At 61.3% G+C, this 19485-nt stretch carries 15 protein-coding genes; 2 read left to right on the plus strand and 13 right to left on the minus strand.

What is annotated here, in order from left to right; translation table 11 throughout:
* Positions 1-18: 18 nt before the first annotated feature.
* The 8 genes from VMX79_06850 to VMX79_06885 all read right to left on the minus strand — a co-directional run bounded on the left by VMX79_06850 (position 19) and on the right by VMX79_06885 (position 9410).
* Positions 19-1230, minus strand: a complete 1212-nt coding sequence (locus tag VMX79_06850; GenBank protein HUV86814.1) for a hypothetical protein — start codon at positions 1228-1230, stop codon at positions 19-21.
* A complete protein-coding gene (uvrC, locus tag VMX79_06855) occupies positions 1227-3035 on the minus strand; it encodes an excinuclease ABC subunit UvrC (protein ID HUV86815.1) in 1809 nt (602 codons plus the stop codon). Before uvrC ends, VMX79_06850 begins: the two co-directional genes overlap by 4 nt.
* A gap of 36 nt (positions 3036-3071) precedes the next feature.
* Positions 3072-4148 (minus strand): glycosyltransferase family 2 protein, encoded by a 1077-nt coding sequence (locus VMX79_06860; protein ID HUV86816.1) that lies wholly within the window; start codon positions 4146-4148, stop codon positions 3072-3074.
* A gap of 103 nt (positions 4149-4251) precedes the next feature.
* Positions 4252-5238: a transketolase C-terminal domain-containing protein gene (locus tag VMX79_06865; protein ID HUV86817.1), complete on the minus strand. Its 987-nt coding sequence runs from the start codon at positions 5236-5238 to the stop codon at positions 4252-4254.
* A 33-nt stretch (positions 5239-5271) separates the two neighbouring features.
* Positions 5272-6138 (minus strand): transketolase, encoded by an 867-nt coding sequence (locus VMX79_06870; protein HUV86818.1) that lies wholly within the window; start codon positions 6136-6138, stop codon positions 5272-5274.
* 335 nt (positions 6139-6473) lie between these two features.
* Positions 6474-6656, minus strand: a complete 183-nt coding sequence (locus VMX79_06875; GenBank protein HUV86819.1) for a hypothetical protein — start codon at positions 6654-6656, stop codon at positions 6474-6476.
* Between the two features lie 104 nt (positions 6657-6760).
* Positions 6761-8239: a hypothetical protein gene (locus VMX79_06880; protein ID HUV86820.1), complete on the minus strand. Its 1479-nt coding sequence runs from the start codon at positions 8237-8239 to the stop codon at positions 6761-6763.
* 166 nt (positions 8240-8405) lie between these two features.
* Positions 8406-9410 carry a PQQ-binding-like beta-propeller repeat protein gene (locus VMX79_06885; protein ID HUV86821.1) on the minus strand — a complete coding sequence of 335 codons (1005 nt, stop codon included), beginning with the start codon at positions 9408-9410 and terminating at the stop codon, positions 8406-8408.
* 122 nt (positions 9411-9532) lie between these two features.
* On the opposite strand from VMX79_06885, the gene VMX79_06890 reads away from it, so the two are divergent.
* Together VMX79_06890 and VMX79_06895 are read left to right on the plus strand one after the other, a co-directional pair.
* Positions 9533-10039 carry a cyclic nucleotide-binding domain-containing protein gene (locus VMX79_06890; GenBank protein ID HUV86822.1) on the plus strand — a complete coding sequence of 169 codons (507 nt, stop codon included), beginning with the start codon at positions 9533-9535 and terminating at the stop codon, positions 10037-10039.
* Between the two features lie 20 nt (positions 10040-10059).
* Positions 10060-10353: an HU family DNA-binding protein gene (locus VMX79_06895; protein HUV86823.1), complete on the plus strand. Its 294-nt coding sequence runs from the start codon at positions 10060-10062 to the stop codon at positions 10351-10353.
* Between the two features lie 63 nt (positions 10354-10416).
* Here VMX79_06895 and pckA read toward each other — a convergent pair whose 3' ends face one another.
* The 5 genes from pckA to VMX79_06920 all read right to left on the minus strand — a co-directional run.
* Positions 10417-11997: a phosphoenolpyruvate carboxykinase (ATP) gene (gene pckA / locus VMX79_06900; protein HUV86824.1), complete on the minus strand. Its 1581-nt coding sequence runs from the start codon at positions 11995-11997 to the stop codon at positions 10417-10419.
* 90 nt (positions 11998-12087) lie between these two features.
* Positions 12088-14046: a glycosyltransferase family 39 protein gene (locus VMX79_06905; GenBank protein ID HUV86825.1), complete on the minus strand. Its 1959-nt coding sequence runs from the start codon at positions 14044-14046 to the stop codon at positions 12088-12090.
* Positions 14043-16016: a glycosyltransferase family 39 protein gene (locus VMX79_06910; protein ID HUV86826.1), complete on the minus strand. Its 1974-nt coding sequence runs from the start codon at positions 16014-16016 to the stop codon at positions 14043-14045. The genes VMX79_06905 and VMX79_06910 overlap by 4 nt, the downstream gene beginning before the upstream one ends.
* A gap of 21 nt (positions 16017-16037) precedes the next feature.
* Positions 16038-17999, minus strand: a complete 1962-nt coding sequence (locus VMX79_06915; protein ID HUV86827.1) for a glycosyltransferase family 39 protein — start codon at positions 17997-17999, stop codon at positions 16038-16040.
* A gap of 81 nt (positions 18000-18080) precedes the next feature.
* A partial coding sequence (locus VMX79_06920; protein ID HUV86828.1) for a TonB-dependent receptor occupies positions 18081-19485 on the minus strand: 1405 nt, incomplete at its 5' end.

The following is a 19485-nucleotide window of genomic DNA, read 5'->3' on the forward strand; positions in this document are numbered from 1 at the left end:
ACCCTGCATATTAGTTTGTTACCTATCCGTCCTTTCGACGTGAATATAAAACTCGGGTCTTGTGGGGGTACCGAAGATGCGAAGCTCGGCAACGCCCACGCCGGCGTAGCTGACGCGTACCTCGCCCACGAACATATCCACGAGGTTCTGCAGCGTCATATTCTCGGAGCGGAACGTTACCTCGACGGCCAGCTTCGACGCACGGCCGCCGAAATGCCACCGCGCCTCCGCGGCCCGGCACGAGCCCTCGTCGACCGTGAAGTCAGCGTTGTGGAGCGTGAACTGGAAGTTAACGTCCTCCAGCCGTACTTCGACGTTGTCCGGGGCGAGGACCAGCCGGCCGTGGCTTAGCCGGCCCGTCGCGCGGTGGTCGAGCTTACCGCCGCGCCACGTCAACGTTCCCTCGAACGTCAAAACGCCCTCCGCCTCGAGCAGGTACCCGGGCTTCCCCACCCAAGGTAGGATATGAACCGCCTCCACCCCTTCGACGCGGTACTTCGCCGAGCCCTCCTTGGTTACGAAGGAATGGTTCGCGGAAAATTCGAAAGAGCGCTGCCGCGCCGTTTTACCTTTGAGCGACGCCTCTACCTCTTCATCTGAGATACGTCCGCCGACGTCGACGTCGCGAAGGATAATGGTGTCGCCGGCGCCACCCCGGAAGACTACGCGCCCCCGCCGGGCCGCGAACGAGAAATCGAAAGGTACCAACTTCGCCTTTCGGGGTTTCTCCCCCCCGGCGCCACTCGCGACGGCGGGAGCCGGCGGCGCGCCCGCGGCAGGCGCGGCCGGCGACGGTAAAACGGCGCCGGCGACAGCCGCGGCCTCGCCGGTTCCGGCCGCCACTTTATCCCACGGTTTCATTAACCTGGGCCGCGGCACTTTCAACGGATAGAGGTATATCGTGTAGTCTTCGGTCGTAATTTCCTTCAACACGCGGGCGTCGAACCGCAATAATATAAACGCCAACGGCCGGAGTTTTACGCGGACGCGCGACGCCTCGCCGCTCACAAACGAGCGCGGCCTTTTGACAAAGACGACGTCGCGGACTTCGACGCCCAACGGGAAGACGTACCTCACCTCACCGATTGTAACGTATTCGCCGAAACGTTCAGTTATGGCTTCGCCTACGCGCCGGGGTAGCCAGACGTTCAACACCCGGTAGCCGACGAGCGCCGCCACCGCGACGAAGAAAAGAACGACGAAACCGACGGTTGCCCTTTTCGCGCTCACGCTTCTCCTTCCCGCGCGCCGTGTAGAAAATCGAAGAGAGCTCGGGCCGCGCGCGTCGTCATTTTCGGCGCCCGCGCCAACTCGTCCGCGGACGCCGCCATAATCTTCTCCAACGAGCCGAAGTGCCTAAGCAGCGCCTTCTTACGCGCCGGCCCTATCCCCGCGACGTCGTCGAGTATGGACCTGGATGCCGCCCGGGCGCGTACTTTCCTGTGGTATTCAACGGCGAAGCGGTGGGCCTCGTCGCGCACTCGCGCCAGGAACAAGGTCGCCGCCTCGCTTAAGGCCGCGGCCTCGCGGCTCCCGGAAACGTAAAGGCGGTCCGGGTCCTTGGCGAAGGCCGCAACCGTTTGCCCCTCGAAGCGCGCTTCGCCGACCGCTCGGGCGGCCGCGACCAGCTGGTTAGGGCCCCCGTCTACCAGGAGGATGTCCGGCGGCCTGTCGTCGCCGCTCCGTATGCGCGCGAAGCGCCGTTTCGCGACTTCGGCGATGGCGGCCAGGTCATCCTGGCCCGTGACCGTCCGCACACGGTAACGCCGATACGCGCTTTTATCCGGTACGCCGCCGTCGAAGACCACCAAACTCCCCACTATCGACTTCGGCCCGGTATTCGATACGTCGACCATCTCGAGTCGACACGGCGGCTCCGCCAGCGCCAATGCCGCGCCCAATTCCTCGAAAACCGCCGCCAGCTCGCCCCGGCGAGCCTTGGACAACTCGGAAGCCTCGATAAAATATTCCAAGTTCTTGGCCGCGACGGCGACGAGGTGAGCGTACTCCCCCCACCGCGGGACGACGACGTTCACCGTCCCGCCCCTCTTCTCCGCCAGCGACGCCGCCAGCGCGCTCCGCCCCGGGAAACTTCGCGCTACGGCTATTTTGGGCGGCACCTCGGCACCGGCGCCGTAGTGGCTTAGTAAAAATTGCTCAAGCTCATCGCCGGCGGGCGCACCGGTCGTTACCGCCACCCGGTCCACGAGCCGGCCCTCGCGAACCCGCAACACGACGCCGTACAATTTATCCGCCCTGACCTCGCAGGCCACGGCGTCCGCGTTCGTATTCTTCCGGGCGACGGCGTACTGGTCGGCGACGGCGCGGTTCAGGCCGCGGACTACGTCCCGCCATTTCGCGGCTTCCTCGAACGAGAGGGCCGCCGCCGCGGCCGTCATCCTCCGCTCGAGTTCCCGCGTAACGCCGGCCCGCCGACCTGAGATAAATTTTAACGCCTTCTCGAGTAAGGCCGCATAATCCCCCTGCGATACGGCGCCGGCGCACGGACCGAGGCAGATGCCGATCTCGTAGTCGAGGCACGGGCGGCGGGGCAGCTTGCGGTCGAGGTCGTACTTACAGGTCCGCAAGCCGAAGGCGCGGTTGGTCAACGCCACCGTCCGCCTGACGGCCTTCGCGTCCGTGAAAGGGCCGACGTAGCGACCCGTTCGCTCGTCGCGCCGCTCCCGCGTCAAGAAAACGCGCGGGAATCTCTCTTTGGTAATTTTTATATGCGGGAAGCCGCGGATGCTGACGTTGTACTTGGGCCGGTACTTATTTATGAGGTTCATCTCCAGCAAAAGCGCTTCCGTCTCGTTGGCGGTCAACACAAGCTCGACGTCGGTAGCGCGTTCCAACATAGCCTCGGCCTTGGGGTCGCCCGACCTTTTGCCGCTAAGGTATTGACTCAACCTCTTACGCAAAGACTTCGCCTTCCCTACGTATATCGGCTTACCGCGGCCTTTGAAGATGTAACAACCCGCCTCGTCCGGGATTTCGCCTATCCTCTCTTTCAGCTCTTTAAGCGCGTACTCCATAATGGTGTAACCGCCGCCTACCGGCTCGACGCCCCTTCAACGCGTCAGCCGGTTAAAGATACCGCGCCGCGCGGTTTCCGCGGGCGAAAAACCGCGTACGTAAAAGCACCATATCCCGGCAACGATCCCCAGCGCGTACCTCAGGTGAAAAACAGGGAAAATCGCCGAAGCCTTGAAAAAATTCCGCAAGCCGGTCTTGGCAGCCACGGCGGCCGACGCCGCCACGTCCGCTATTATATATGCCGCCGCCAACGCCCCGCTCACAAGCCAAAGGTACGGCGTAACGAATCCCCCCGCTGCCGTTATGGCTAAAGCCGCAAAGAACGCCGGCGGCACGAGCGGCTTCCAATCGATAAAGCGGCCGTGCTTCTTCGCCACGGCCATTTTCCAAAAAGCATATTGGTTGTACTGCCGCAAAAGCTGCCGAACCGAACCGCGAACGTAGTACTTCGCCCTCATTTTTTGCGTTTGGTAAATTACGCCCCCCGCCTCGCGGATGCGATAGTGGAAGTCGTCGTCCTGGTTGCGTACCAGCGACTCGTCGAAATCCCCCACCCGGTCGAAAACGTCCCGCCGCCATACGGGATATAAGACGGCGTCGACCGGCCCCTCGGCGCGGCCTACGCGAACCGGCGTATTCCCGGTCGCGAATATATTGCTATTAACCGCCGCTACCAGCCGGCCTTCCTCGCCGGCGGCGACCCGGTCGACCGGCCCGCCCACGGCCCATATCTCGGGGTGGTGCTCAAGGATTCCCACGCCCGTCGTGACGTACTGGGGCGGGATTTCGGCGTGGGCGTCGACGCGTACGACGTAGTCGCCGCGCGCAGCCGCCAACCCGACCTTCATCGCGCTACCGGCGAATAAATCGGGATTATCGACTAATCTTACGCGAGCGTCGCGGGTTGCGATTTCCTTTATTATATCCCGCGTACCGTCGGCGCTCATCCCGTCGACGACAAGAACTTCCAACCGGTCACCCGGCCATTCGTTTGCGAGGACGGACCCGACGGCCTTCGCGATAAAAGCCTCCTCGTTCCTACAAGGGACGACGACCGAAACCAACGGCGCTTCCCCGCTCGACCGCGCTATCTCTCTTCCGCCTTCGCCCACGTTCTCCATGCCGTTAAATAATATCAGAACCGGACATTTCCAAAAAGGTAAAAAAAGCCCGGCGGGTACCGGGCTTCGTGATGGTATCGCTGCGCCTCGCGGATTATTTCTTCATCTCGAGGACTTCTTTGACCTTGGCCACGATATTGCCCGAGTTCATGCCGTACCGGTCGAGCAACTCGCGCGGGCTGCCCGATTCGCCGAACACGTCCTCGATGCCGACGATTCGCATCGGCACCGGGTGACGTTGGGAAATAACCTCCGCGACGGCGCCACCCAGGCCGCCGTAGACCTGCGCCTCCTCGGCGGTTACGATGGCCCCGCACTCCTTCGCGGCCGTAAGCAGCGTATCGACGTCGAGAGGTTTCACGGTGTGGCAATTTATGACGCGGGCGTCGACGCCCTCCTTCTCGAGCTTATCGGCGGCCGCCAACGCCTCGTAGACCAGCGGCCCGCAGGCCACGATGGCGACGTCGCCGCCGTCGCGATAGACCTCCGCCCGGCCCACCGTAAAGGGCGTCTCCTCCGTCGTGATGACCGGCACCCCCTCGCGGCCGAAACGCAAGTATACCGGCCCCTCATGCGAAGCGGCCCATATCGTCGCCTTCTGCGCCTCAATAGCGTCCGTCGGTACGATTAACGTCATACCGGGCAGGACCCGCATCAGCGGTATTTCCTCCAGCGATTGGTGCGTCGGCCCGTCAGGCCCCACCGATATGCCGCCGTGCGCCCCGCCGATCTTAACGTTCAAGCCGCCGTAGCAGATCGACGTGCGGATCTGGTCCCACGCCCGGCCGGCAACGAAGATCCCGTACGTGGTCACGAACGGCACCAGGCCCGTCCGCGACATGCCGCCCGCCTCCGCCAGCATATCCTGCTCGGCGATGCCGAAATCGACAAATTTCTCGGGGAATTTATCGCGCACCCAGACGGTCCGGGTGGATTTCGCCAAATCGGCGTCGCACACCACGACGCGGTCGTCGTGCTCGCACAGCCACAACAGGCCGTGGCCGTAGCCGTCGCGGCTCGGCACCATGTCGACGCCCTTACGGTAATCAACTAAATGTGCATCTTCGCGTATGCCGCCCATCGTCGTCTCCTCGACTGATATATTAAATGATCGCTAGCCAACCCAATCGAAATCGTGCTTCTTGTATTCTTCCCAAGGCGCCTTAAAACCGAGGTCGGCGAGCGCTTGCTGCACCTGCTCGCCCTTCTTCGGCGACGCCCCGTGCCAATCGGCCAGGTTCTCCATGAACGAAACGCCCTTGCCTTTAATGGTATTGGCGATGACCATAGTGGGGCGATTCTTCTCCAGGAGGAACCGTTGGTAGGCGTACGTCACCTGCCGGAGGTCGTGGCCGTCAATTTCGATCACTTGCCAGTTGAACGCCCGCCATTTTTCCGGAAGCGGGTCGAGGCCCATAACCTCCTCGGTATTGCCGTCGATCATCAGGTAGTTGCGGTCGCAGATGGCGCACAGGTTATCGAGGCGGTAGTGGGCCGCCGTCATGCCGGCCTCCCATATCGAGCCTTCGTTCTGTTCGCCGTCGCCCGTCAGGACGAAAACGCTGTTGGGCATACCCTGGCGCTTAAGGCCCATAGCCGCGCCGGCGGCGAGCGAAAGACCCTGCCCTAGCGACCCGGTCGAAAATTCGACGCCGGGAGTTTTCAGGCGGTGCGGGTGCCCCTGTAGTATGGAATCCAACTTACGCAGCGTCCACAGCGTCTTCCGCGGGAAGTACCCCCGGGCGGCCATTACGGCGTACAAAACCGGACACGCGTGGCCCTTGGACAGTACGAACCAGTCGCGCTCTTCCCAATCCGGGTTTTCCGGGTCGTGCTTCAGGATGTCCCAGTAGAGCGAGACCAGGACCTCGACCGCCGAGAGCGACCCGCCGGAATGGCCCGAACCCGCCTCGGCGAGCATGACCATTATGTCGCGCCGGATCTTGCGGCTTGTCTCTTCAAGCTCTTTTATTTCGACCATAGCCTCTCCTAATTTTAATTGGGCCAGCAAAGAACGGTTACCGAAACGGGGGTTTATTATACGCGAAAACACCTCGCGCCGCAAGTGAAATTATACACGAATAGGTATTTTTTACCGCGTTTAGCTAAATAACATCGCCGCCGGGTAAGGCGTATACGTCAAACGCCGCGCCCGGGTTGAAGATGCTCACGCCGACGTTCCCCCGGGGCCGAGCTTTTTCCAGTCGTATAAACCCGAAAGGAAACGACCGCCGCCGCCGCCGCCGCCGCCGCCTATACGAAAAGCCGGGATAAACCCGGCTTTCGTTTAGTCATTTTTTAGGAATCGAGAACGGCTTACGCGTTGACCAGCCCCACGATCCAGAGCGTGTAGAAGACCGCGATGAGTACGCCCCAGAACAAAGCTTTCCTGCTTACGAACTTGTTCTCTTTGCTTATGGCGCGGAAGATGAAGCCGATAGTGGACCCGACCCAGCCCAGAAAGCCTATCTCCACCACCGCGGCCCACATATTGGACATAACGCAACTCCCGTCGCTTATTTACTTTCCGGCAAAGCCCCCGCCCGGGCGCGGCGCCGAGCGGGGGCGTTAACGTCAAGTACGATGTCCGGCTCGGGCAACCCTTACTCGCCCGGGTGCGGGTTGAAGAGCCCCAGCAGAACGTCCTCTCCCGGGTCGATCTTCGTTATGTTCCCGATATCCCGCATTATCTCGAGCGTGTAGTTCCAATCCTTGCCGTAGACGTTTTTCTTTAGCCTTTCCGCCTGTTTTTGCGGGTCTTTGGTAGTGCGTTCACCTTCCCACGGCTCGTAAGCTTCGCGGTTGGGCTGCTGCCACTGGCAGCGGCAGATTATGTCGGCTACGGAACCTAAGGCCGGGAGATTCATATAACCGGGGATGCGGGCGCCGCCCGTTTTGATCCAGGGAGCGGCCTGCCCGAATATGGGCGCCGTATCCGACGCGCGCCATATGTAGTACGCGCCCGGGGGATTAGATTGCGGGTCGCTGACCGCCTGTCGTTCGGGAGACCCGCCGACCCCGCCGTTCCGCGTTACGCCGACGATGCCGCTGTCGAACGTGAGCCACTCGTCGAGCGATTCCGGATTCGTGTTCGACCCTACCGGCGGGTAATTGAAGCCTTTACTGTCTATGCGGCAATCGAACAGGTACGCCGCCTCGTTATCCAGCCAACCGCCGGCCGCGGTGTAGTTAGACCTGGAAGCGCTGAAAAACCAGAGGTCACAGACTGGTCCGGGGTAACCGACCTGGTCATAAGGCGGTTTGTTGGTGTCGACTTTCGGCGTCTTGTATACGACGTTCCCGCTCCCCTTCAAGAGCTCTATCCCCTTCGCTTGGAAACCGGGAACCGTCTCCACCAACTGCCAATCGTAACCTTCAGGGTCAGCGGGCTGCTTGGCGTTCACAGTATTCCGCAAGAACCACGTCGACCACACCAGCGCGATCCAATCCTCGTGCGATTCCCATTGACGGTTATTCGTAAAGCCGTCGCTCGGGATGGGGAAGCCGCCCTTCTGATACCAGTAATAATGATGGGTGCCTCCGGGCGCTCCTACCGTACCGCGTTCCGATTTCGGTTGTACCGGTTGTATAGAGTGGCTCGGGTCTTCCCAGCGGAAGAAGAACCAAATCCGCGGCGGATTGACGTACGTGTAGAGGGCCTTGACCCAAACCTCCTTCACGCCGCTACCTTTGCCGATTACGGGGGCGGTCTTGATAACCGTCCACGGGGTCGTCTCCCACAACCAGTAATCGCCGGCCTTGGCTACCTTACCGCTTAGATTCTCGGCGACGCCGTCAATAAGCGGATACCGGTCGTAGACGTACGTTACCGGAACGCGGTTGGAGCCCGAGCCGTCGCCGTTCCAGTCCAACGTACATACCGCAGCGCCGTCGTGGTCCCAACCGGCCGGGTCGTTGCCGTTACCGTCGCAGACCAAGAGCGAGAAGGTCTGGTCGTTGTATTCGACTTTAGGCCTCGTCGTATCGGGTACGTCTTCTTCGCAAGCCGCGAGGAAGAACGCCGTAACGCCGATAGCAACGCCGAAGGCCGCTAATAAAATATATCCCTTCTTCAGCCTCATCGCTTTTCACCCTCCTGGGTAGGAATGAAGGCTTTGAGCTCCGTCGTCATTACTCTCTGGCCACCAAGCCGTTTGACGGCCGTGCCCGTTTGCGCTATTTTTCGAAACACTACCACACACCCCCCACGGTGTCAAGTCATTTTTTGCCGCCCCCGGACGCCGATACTTACTCTAATTTGAAGCACCATAAACGTTTTTTACCGTCAGCGACTAAAATCGAATTCGCCGAGACCGCCGGCGCAGTAGCCGCATAATCTTCCAACTTAAATAGTTCCTCCCCCCCCTCCGCCGTCGCGGCGTACACCCGGCCGTCCTCGCAAGCCACGACGGCCCGCCCGCGATGAGCGGCAACGCCCACTACGTTGCCCCCCGGCTCAAAGGTCCAAAGGACCTCCCCCGTTAGGCCGTCACAGGCAAAGACCGTACGCCGGCCGGGAACGAATAATACGTCGCCGCCGGCGACCGCCGGCCCGGCCAAAGGTTCGTCGAACTCGGCACGCCAATATTCGTCGCCGGTGAGCAAATCGTACGCGGCCAGTTCGCCCGAGGCCGCGGCCGCGTACGCCCGCCCGGCGGCCGCGCTGACGTAAACGCCGCCCGCGGCGGCCCGTAAGACCCATATGGGTTCACTCACACCGGGCTTACACGCCGCTACGTAACCGCCCCCGGTCCAAACTAAAAACGCCCCGCCGTCGGCGTACGCCGCGCCCACGACGCGCTCGTCGAATTGCACCCTACCCTCCTCCGCGCCCGACAAACGGTCGTAAAAAACGACGGCCTGGCCGTAACCTACGGCGAGGGCGCGTTCGCCTACCGCGGCCTTTACCACGCCCGGGCCGGCCCGTTCCCGCCAGACGTTTTTACCGTCCGCGGCGCGCACGGCGTAAATCCGGCCTTCAGGGTACGGGACGTACAAGTAAACGACGCCGCCCTCGAAAACGGGCCCCTCGGGCAACGGCGCTTTAAAACGGCGCGACCAAAGCTTTTCGCCGTCCTCCAAACGCAACGCGTAGAGCTTCTTGTCCGCGGCGGCGTAATATACGCGGCCCTCCGCTACCAGGGGCGGCGCGTCCGCCGGCGCGCCGGCTTTAAAAGACCATAACAGTAGAGCTGTAGTAGTTAAAATTTCCACGCCGCGATTATAACGTAAAGCCGTCGCCGCTACAATCACCTTCGCCCGGGCAAGACGTATCCGCCGACGGTTACAGGCGGCCGCAATTTTTTAGTTGCGCATCGTAGGCGGATTATGATAGAAAAGACCGTATTAACAAAAAGGGAACAGGTAGAACGCTTATGGAAGATAACGACAAGATAAAAAATATCGAGATATTCAAGTATCTCTCGCCCGAAGATTCGCAACGGGTGTTAAGTGATACAACGGAAGTCCGATTGAAAAACGGCGAAACCGTCTTCGAGGCGGGGAGCGCCGGCAACGAAATGTACATAATTAAAAGCGGCCGGATAAAAGTATACCGCGTCTTCGACGACAATGAAATAGCTTTCGCTGAATTCGGTACCGGTGATTGCTTCGGCGAAATGTCGCTCATCGACGAGTATCCGCGTTCCGCGTCCGCCACCGCCTTGGAAGATTGCGTCCTACTGGCCCTACCCCGGGCAACGTTCAAAATAATCGTCGAAAGGGACCCGTCGTTAGGGGTAAAACTACTGCTGGCCGTGGCCGAAGTATTTTCCAAGAGAATGCGCAAGACCGATAAACTACTGGAGACGTACCACCTCGTGAATAAAGCGCTGATAACCAACGAAGAGTTCCGGCAACTCTACACGGCGATTCACTCGTAACGCCTTAAACGGGAAATATAATGACGAAAAAAGAAATCGCCGCTAAAGTAGCGCTCCGCACGGGCATAACGCACAAGCGCGCCGTCGCGGTCATCGACCAGCTACTAGCCGAGATAAAATCGGCGCTGGCCGCGGGAGAAAAAACGGAGATACGCGGCTTCGGCGTGTTTAAAGTCCGCCGTACCAAAAGGAAAGTAGCGCGCGACCTGAGCACCAATACCGAAATCGTAATCGCCCCCACCCGCCGCGTAAAATTTATACCCGGGAAGCAGATGAAAGAAAAACTGAACCGGAGGCCGGCCGCCGCTGAATAGTAACCCGGTTAAATTTAAAAGCCGCGCCCGAGGCGCGGCCTTTTTACTAGCTGTAAAAGTTTCCTAAACCTTCGGGCCCGCGGCCTTCACGTCGTCGCTCGCCATATCCTCGAATTGCTTGAAATTGTCGGCGAAGCGCTTCGCGAGCTCGAGGGCTTTGGCATCGTACGCGGCTTTGTCCTTCCACGTATTTTTAGGCCACAATACCTCCGTGGGAACGCCCGGGCACTCCTTCGGAACCAGGACCTGGAACAGGGGGTCCGGCACGAACTCTTGCTTCTCCAGAACGCCCTCGATGGCCGCGGACAACAGGCCCCGCGTAACGCCGATAGCCATACGGTCGCCGACGCCGTACGGGCCGCCGCTCCATCCGGTATTAACGAGCCAGCAATTCGTCTTGTGCTTCGCGATGCGTTTGCCTATCAGCGTCGCGTATACCGTGGGGTGACGAGGCAGGAAGGGAGCGCCGAACGCGGCGCTGAACGTAGCCTGCGGCTCGTCGATACCGGCCTCGGTGCCGGCGAGCTTCGCCGTGTAGCCCGAGAGGTAATGGTACATCGCCATCTCGGGCGTAAGCTTGGATATGGGGGGCAGGACGCCGAAGGCGTCGGCGGCGAGGAAGAAGACGTTCCGCGGTTGCCCGGCGATGCCCTCCGTTATGCAGTTGGGGATATATTCCACCGGATACGTCGCCCGGGTATTCTCGGTAATACTGCCGTCGTCGTAATCGATGGCCCGCGTCTCCGGGTCGACGATAACGTTCTCCAGAAGCGAGCCGAACCTGATGGCGTTATATATCTGCGGCTCGTCTTTCGCCGAAAGGCGGATAACCTTCGCGTAGCAACCGCCCTCGAAGTTGAAACACCCGTCGTCGCTCCAGCCGGTCTCGTCGTCGCCTACGAGTCGCCGCTTGGGGTCGGCGGAGAGAGTCGTCTTCCCCGTCCCGGAAAGGCCGAAGAATAAAGCCGCGTCGCCGTCCGCGCCGACGTTGCACGAGCAGTGCATGGGGCATACGTCGCGGGCCGGCAAAAGGTAATTCATTATCGTGAAAATACTCTTTTTTATTTCGCCGCCGTAATGAGTGCCGGTTATGAGGATGATGTTCTTCCTTAAATCTACCGCTACGACGACGTACGAGCGAACGCCGTCCGCCTCCGGGTCGGCGTGGAAATCGCAGGCGTTCACCACCGTAAAATCCGCTTTATGGGTCGCCAATTGTTGCGGCGTGGGCCGGCGAAAAAGGGTTCGGGCGAAAAGCGAATGCCACGCCTTCTCGGTCACGATCCGCACGCCGTAAGAATACGTAGGGTCGGCGCCGACGAAACCGTCGAATACGAACAGGTCCCTTTGGGAAAGGTGCGCCGCAACTTTCGTATACAGTTTGTCGAACGTCTCCGGTTCCATTTCGACGTTGACTTTACCCCACCAAATATCCTTTTCGGTGGCCGGGTCCCGCACCATAAACTTATCGTTGGGGGACCGACCGGTACGGTCCGGGGTCCGCACAAACAACGCGCCGTTGCCGGCCAATTGCCCTTCCCCGCGGCAAAGCGCCATCTCCGCCAAAACCGGCGCCGATAGATTACGGTATATGCTTTTATCAGTCTTGAGTCCTAAACTGCTTAGGCCATAATCGTCGGCCATAATCGACTCCTCTCGGGCTTCGCGAACCGCGCCAGACTGTGAAAATAATAACGCATCATCATAGGATAAACCGTGCTTTTTCGCAAGCTATTATTCCGCCGCGGATAGTTCGTACACGTCGTTCAGCGGGTCCCGGTATACAGATTTATTGTATTTTTCGATGAACTCGTAGAAGGCGTTCTTGGTATGTTTGCTGTAGTAAGGCCAAGCCTTCTTCTCGAACATATGGAAGATGTGTACGTGCGTTATACCCCACCGACGAGCGAGCTCGTAAAGCCCCGCGGCGTCGGCGCCTTTCTCCGCCGCCAATAAAAACGCCGAGGTTTCAAAGAAAGAATCGTACACGGCCTCTCGCTCGAGGTATAGGGTGTGGTTCGTAAATATCATCAGGACCTTGGCATCCGGCGGCGTTTTCTCGTTAATAAACTTTTGCGCGAGGTAGAAGCCGCACTTGGTTTCCAAGAACCGTTCCCGACTTTCCCCCGCGAGGTAGTCGAACCCCTCCAGCGTATGTAAGACGCCGCCCACGTTGTACGCCAAACCGGTAAATATTATAAGGACGACGACGCCCGCGCGCCACACGCCCCGGGCGGCCGCGCCCCACGCCCGTTCGACGGCCGCTAACGAGCCGGCGGCGACGACGGCCAGCGCGGCGAGGCCGCCGTCTAAAAAGCGAAGCTGCTGCGGCCCCAACGACCAACACGCCACGAACGCCCACGCGAACGCGACGAGCCGGCCCGCGCGCCGGAACGCCAACGCCGCCACCGCGGCCAGCGGCAAAAGGTACGGCAAATACAGGCCGGCGAAATATCCGTAATCGAAATCCGCCCTAACCGAGATCCGGTACGGCAGCAGCAGGTAGTCGCACCAGCTCCTGCCGGCCCCCATGCCGTGCTGCCACAAGACGAGGTGTTCCGCCTGCACCCGCGAGAAATCGCGGCCTCCCAGAACATCGTAAAAAAGCGGAAACAGAGGGCTCCCCCTCTCGACGTACGCTTTGACGAGCCACGGCACGACGAACGCAAACCCGACCGCCAGTATGACCGCGGCGTCGCGCCACCGGAGGCGCCGGCGGACGAGGTCATAAATTAAAATCGGCGTAAACGCGCCCAGAACGTAAATCGACGTATACTTGACCGCGAGCGCCGCGCCCAAAAATATCCCGACCGCCAAAGCACGCCGCGGCGGCCTCGCGTCGCCGGCGAGCCCCGGCAAGAAGTACGCGTACAGCGCGGCGACGACGTACAACATCAGAAAATGGTCCACGTGCGCCCCGGGCATAACGACGAAGAATACGGGCGTAAAGAACACCAGGAACGCCGCCGCCGCGGCGTAAAACTGCGGCAGCCAGAACCGCGCGAGCCGGTATACGAGGGCGACGACGACCAGCGACGCGGCGAAGTACGAGGCATTAGCGCACGTCAACCCGTCCCACAACATCCCCCACAGGTAAAACATCGTCGCTCCCAACGGCATCGACGAATAGGTGTTGTACGGGAGATAGATAAAGCCGTGCGCCGCCGCGTACTTTTCGGGCACGGCCAGGTGGTACGTGAGCGCGTCCCAGTACAACGGCGGCTGCACCGCGGCCAGGGCGAGCGGAAACGCCAGCAAGCCGGCGAAGAATATCCAGGCCGCCGGCCCCGGCTCGAGCTCCGCAAGCCAACGCCGGGCGCGCGTCGGCGCGGCCCGAAGACGCCGCGCCCACGGATAGAAGCCGAGCACCAGGACCGCGATTACAACCGCTTTGACTATAAAACCGTACGCCAGATGGACCGCCGCGAGGCCGAAGGCCGCCAGGCTGAAAACGACCGCGCCGGCCGCTATCGCCAACTCGGGCGGGATTTCGGGAGGATAGCGCAATAATTTCAATACCGCTTTGCCGGCGAAGTACGCGGCGAGCCACAGCGCGCCGAAGAGAAGCAGGTGCCACATCTTCGGCAACAGCGCACCGACCATATTGCGGTAAATGTGGGGCACGACGGCGTTTAACGCCAGGAACGGGCCGGCCGCGACAACCGCCACGACGAGCCACAAGTACTTCCTCACCGTTCGCCTCCGACTAGTTCGTACACTTCGTTAAGGCGGTCCTGGTATATCAAAACGCCGTACCGTCGCACGAAGTCGTAAAAAACGTCGCGCGCGCGCGGCGCGTAGTAAGGCCAAACTTTGGGCTCGAACGAGTGGTAAATATGAACGTACCCGCACCCCCACTCCCGCGCCAGCGCGTACAGCTCGGCGCCGTCCTTCGCCTTCTCCGCCGCGAGGAGCAACGCCGACGCCTCGAGGAACGAGTCGTACGCCGCGTCGCGCTCCAGGTACAACGTGTGATTGGTGAATACCATTAAGACCTTGGCGTCCGGCGCGAGCTCTTTATTGATGAACTCCTGGGCCGCGAAGAAGCCGACGCGGGTGCGTAAAAACTTGTCGCGGTCCGGGGCGAATAAATACGTGTAGTTGGCCGTCGCGCTTAGTAAAGCGCCCGCGAAAAAGGGAACGCTGACCAAATACAGGCCGACGATTATAAACGACCGCCAAAGCCGTCGCGGCCAGCCGCCCCATCGCCCTTCCGCGGCGGCGAGGACCCCCGCCGCGGCGGCCGCCAACGCCGGGAGCGCGGCGCCGAGGAAACGAAGCTGCTGCGGCCCGAAAAACCACGCTACAAGGTATAACCAACCGTACGCCACCAGGCGCCCCCCGCGCCTGAAAAACAAGGCCGCCAAGGCCGCCAGCGGCAGCAAGAACGGCAGATATATGCCGGAGAATTCTTTGTACCCAACGTCCGCTTCGACCGAAACGCGGTACGGCAAGAGGATTAAATCCATAATCCCCCGCCCCTTCCCCATACCGAATTGCCACGCCATCAGGCGTTCGGCCTGCTCCGCCGTAAAGCCCCGGCCCCCCAAAAGATCGTAGAACAGCGGGAAAACCGGGCTGCCGCGCTCTACCAACGCCTTGACCAGCCACGGCAAGACCATTACTAACGCGACGGCCGCCGCCTTCACAACCCAGGACGGCCGGACCCGCTTCCTTATTACGTCATATACCCAGATAGGCACGAACGCGGCGACGACGGCGTACGCCGAGTACTTCACCGCCAGCGCCGCGCCTACGAATATCCCCAGCGCGAGCCACGCCCGCTTCGGCGCCGCTTCCCCGCCCCCAGCCCATTTAAAATAAACATAGAGCGCCGCGACCGTAAACAGGATCTGGAAGTGGTCGTTGTGCGCGCCGCCGATGACCACCATCACCGGCGACGTCAGCATTACGAAGGCGCTCGCCAACGCCGCATAAAACTGGCTCAGCCAAATACGCGCCAGCCGGTACGTCAACGACAAGGCCAGTACGGTCGCGACGAGGTGGGAAGCCTTGGCCGTAATAAGGCCGTCCCACAAATAGGGCCACAGATAGAACAGCGAGCCCCCCATCGGCATCGACGCGTACACGTTATACGGCATATAAATAAAACCGTGAGCGTCGGCGTACGCCTTCGGCACGGCCAGGTGGTACGTGAGCGCGTCCCAGTAAAACGCCGGTACGGCCGCGTTAAGCGCGATCGGCAGCGCCAGCGCCGCGGTCCCGACGACCAACGCCGCCGACGACGTCTCCATCTCGGCCAGCCACCGCCTTACCCTTCCGGGAACGCGCGCGAGCTCTTTCCTCAAAAGAACTACGCCCGCCGCCGCCGCTATGATTACCAGCGCTTTCGCCAACCAACCGTACGCCAGGCCGACGGCGCATAACCCAAACGCCGATACGACCGCCGCCGCGACGCCTAACGCCCATACGAGGTCCGGCGGCCACGCCGAACGCCCGAATAGTAACTTCACGGCGCCCCGCCCTAATGCGTACACCGCCAACCAGAAAACGAGGAAGAGCGCGAGATGCCACAACTTGCCGGCGAGTACGTCGAAAGCGTTGAGCCCCTCCCGCGGCGCCGCGACGCTCAACGCCACGAATAACGCGCAAACGGCCACCACGGCCGCTAACGGCAACGCCCTCTTTACGTCAAAATCCATAAATACCGGCCTTCCGGCCGCCTATATCAACTCGTAAACCTTACCGTAAGGGTCCTCGTACAACACGACGCCGAAGCGGGATGCGAACGCGTGCACCCGTTCGACCGCCTCCGCCGAATAAAACCCCTCGAGCCGCGGTTCGCCGTACTGGTAAACGTGGATGTGCGTCACGCCCCAGCTCCGGACGAGGTCGTAAAGCTCGGCCTCGTCGCGGGTCTTCTCCGCGGCCAGTAGTAGCGCGGACGCGTTTAAAAACGAGTCATACGCGGTAGGCCGCTCGAGGTACAGCGTCTGGTTATAATATAGAAGTAAAACCTTCGCATCCGACGGTAATTGCTCGTTCATAAACTCCTGCGCCCGGTAGAAGGCGACCCACCGGCGCAGGAACTCCCGTTGAGGCATACCGCCCAAATAAAGGTGACGCGGCAACATGGCGAAATCCGCGGGCCCGACCGTGACCGCCGCTACGAAAATAACGGCCGCCGCGACTACCGCTCGCGACGCTCTCCTCACCCAAGTAGTATACGCGCCGTCCGCAACGCCGAGGGCCCCGGCCGCGGCGATCGCAAGCGCCGGAAGCGCGCCGTCCAGAAACCTCAATTGCTGCGGCCCGAAAGCCCAGGCCGCGAGGTAAATCCAACCGAACGCTACGACTCGACCTCCCCGGCGGAAAAAGACCGCTCCCAACGCCGCCAGCGGAAGTAGAAACGGCAAATATTTACCGGCGAAGTCCTCGTACATCGCGCCGGCCTGAACCGATATCCGGTACGGTAACAGTACGTAGTCTAAGAAACCCCGGCCCCGCCCCATACCCGTTAGCCAGGACGCGACCCGTCCCGCCTGCTCCGGCGTAAAACCGCGGCCGCCGAAAAAGTCGTAACAAACGGGGAAAACCGGGTTGCCCTGTTCGACGTACGCTTTGGCCAACCAAGGTATGAAAACCGCGACGGCAACGGCGAATATAATAACGCCGTCGCGGAGCCGCACCCGCTTCCGCGAAATATCGTAGAAGAAAATTACCGCGAGAGCCGCCAACGCGGCGACGGCCGAATATTTCACGGCGAGCGCCGCGCCCACGAACAGGCCGGCGGATACGCAGCGGCGCGCCCTCGCTCGCGGTCCGGTTTCTTCGATTTTAAAATATTCGTAAAGGGCGGCGACTACGAATAAAACGAGGAAGTGGTCGTTTTGGGCACCGCCCATTGAAATAAAAACGACCGGCGTCAGGATTACGAAAGCCCCGGCCAGCGCGGCGTAGAATTGGCTAAGCCAGCGCCGCGCGAGGCGATAGGTCAACGAGACCGCGAGCAACGTCGCGACGAGGTGGCAAGCGTTGGCGGCGATAAGGCCGTCCCACAAGTAAGGCCAGAGGTAAAACAGCGACCCTCCCAGCGGCATAGAGGCGTAGGCGTTATACGCGAGGTACGTGAACCCGTGCGCGGCCGCGTACGCCTTGGGAACGGCGAGGTGGTACACCAACGCGTCGACGTACGTGGGAGGGTGGGCCGCGGTCAGCGCTACCGGCGCCGCGAGCACCGCAACCCCCGCAACGAGCGCCGCGGTGGATAACCCCAAATCGCCGAGCCACTTCCTAAACCGTCCCGGCGCGCGGCCGAATTCGCCCCGTAAAATCGCGACCCCCGCGACCGCAGCCGAGATTATGAAGCCCCGCGCAACCCAAACGTACGCCAACCGGACCGCGCACATAAGGAACGCCAAGGCCACGAATGCCACCACGCCGAAGGCTACGGCGATTTCCGGAGGTCCGGCCGAACGACCGAGGACGAGCTTTTGGACGCCGCGGCCTACGGCGTATACCGCTAACCAGAAAAAAAGGAACAGGCCCAGGTGCCACAACTTACCCAGGACGACGACGAACACGCTCGATTCCCCGGGGGAATATCTCGCGTATAATAAAACAAACGCCGTTCCCGCGGCGGCCACGGCCGCGGCGGCGAGAACCGCTTTGACGGTTTGCCGCATCGCCGAACATATTAAAATAGAATACGCCTAGCCGCTACAAAAAAGCCGGCCCGCAGGCCGGCTTCACGTCAATCCCCCCCGCTACAACGTAACCGTTACGCCTCCGTACAAAGTACGGCCCGGCATCGGGTAATCGTAAATCGTCTGGTACGTCTTATCGGCCAAGTTTTTACCGGCGACGTAGACCTCCGCGTAATAAACCTTGAAGGCCAGCCGCGCGTTCAGAAGCGCGTACGCGTCCAGCCAGACCTTGAACGGCTCGAACGTTACCGGGTCGTAGTCGGTATACTGCTGCCGGCCTACCAGTTCCGTCGAAACCGACGGCGTCAGCGCGAACGCGCCGTCGCCGAAGTCGTGCCGGTAGCGCAACTCGGCGAACTCGGTATGTACCGGCCTATAGTCCAGCTGCTCGTCCGTCTCCCTATCTTTGGTCTGGAGGAAGGTGGCCGTCGCGTCGAGCTGCAGCCCCCGCAGCGAGGGCAGCGGCGCCGCCCGGAAGCCGACCTCGCCGCCGCGTATGAACGCCCGGGAGACGTTGTCCGGCGGCCAACCGCTTATCAGGTCGTCGTAATTAGAATAGAAGTAAATCACGTCGACTTTAAAATAAGGGCCCCACCGCAACGTCGGCCCGGCCTCGTATGACCAGCAGTACTCCGGCTTAAGGTCCGGGTTGCCGGGGCCGTAACCAGTGTCCGGCCAGAAGAGCTCGTCGAAGGTAGGCGCCCGGAAGCCCCGCCCCCCCGACGCGCGCGCGCTCACGTAATCGTTAAAGCGGTACTTTAGGCCGAGGCGCGGCGAAACGGCGTCGCCGTAAATCCCGGAGGAATCGTAACGGACCCCGAAAACGGTCGTCAACTCGTCGAAGCGTAGGTCCTCTTGGCCGAAAACGGCCCACGTCATCCCCACGCGTTTGCCTATCGCCGTGCTGTCGGTCGCCTCTCTCTCGCATTCACCGCCGAGGGCGCCTCGATTCCAAGACGTTATTTGGCGGAAGACGACGCCCCGGCCGCCGACGGCGCCGTTGCGGTGCGTATCGTCCACGGGTGGTATCGGAGCCGGGTCGACGTAGTGTCGTTTCTGGTTTTTACCGTAAACGCGCCCTTCCGCAGACCACCCTTCGCCTAACGCCCCGTCGAAACCTACGTTCACACTGGCGAAGTCGTCATCCTGCCGCGCCGACGGCGACGGGAACGACAGCGACCCGGGAACTCCCAACTCGGAGGTTTGATATTGGCCGCGGGCCGACAAGGTCGCCTCCTCGGTTACCGCGTAAGAGAGTTTGAGGTGCCCGCCTTCGCCTTCGTAATCGTCGTTTCCGCGGAAGCCGTCGGAACGACGGTAATTACCGCCGCCGGTCACGCCGATCCTGCCGAAAGGCACCCCCGCCTCGACCGCGGTCCCGACGCCGTTGTAAGTGCCGTACCTGCCGCCGAACGTCACCGTCGGCTCGGCCGGCACGCCGCGCGTAATGACGTTCACGACGCCC

Source organism: bacterium, assembly GCA_035529855.1.
Classification (GTDB): Bacteria; RBG-13-66-14; B26-G2; order WVWN01; family WVWN01; genus WVWN01.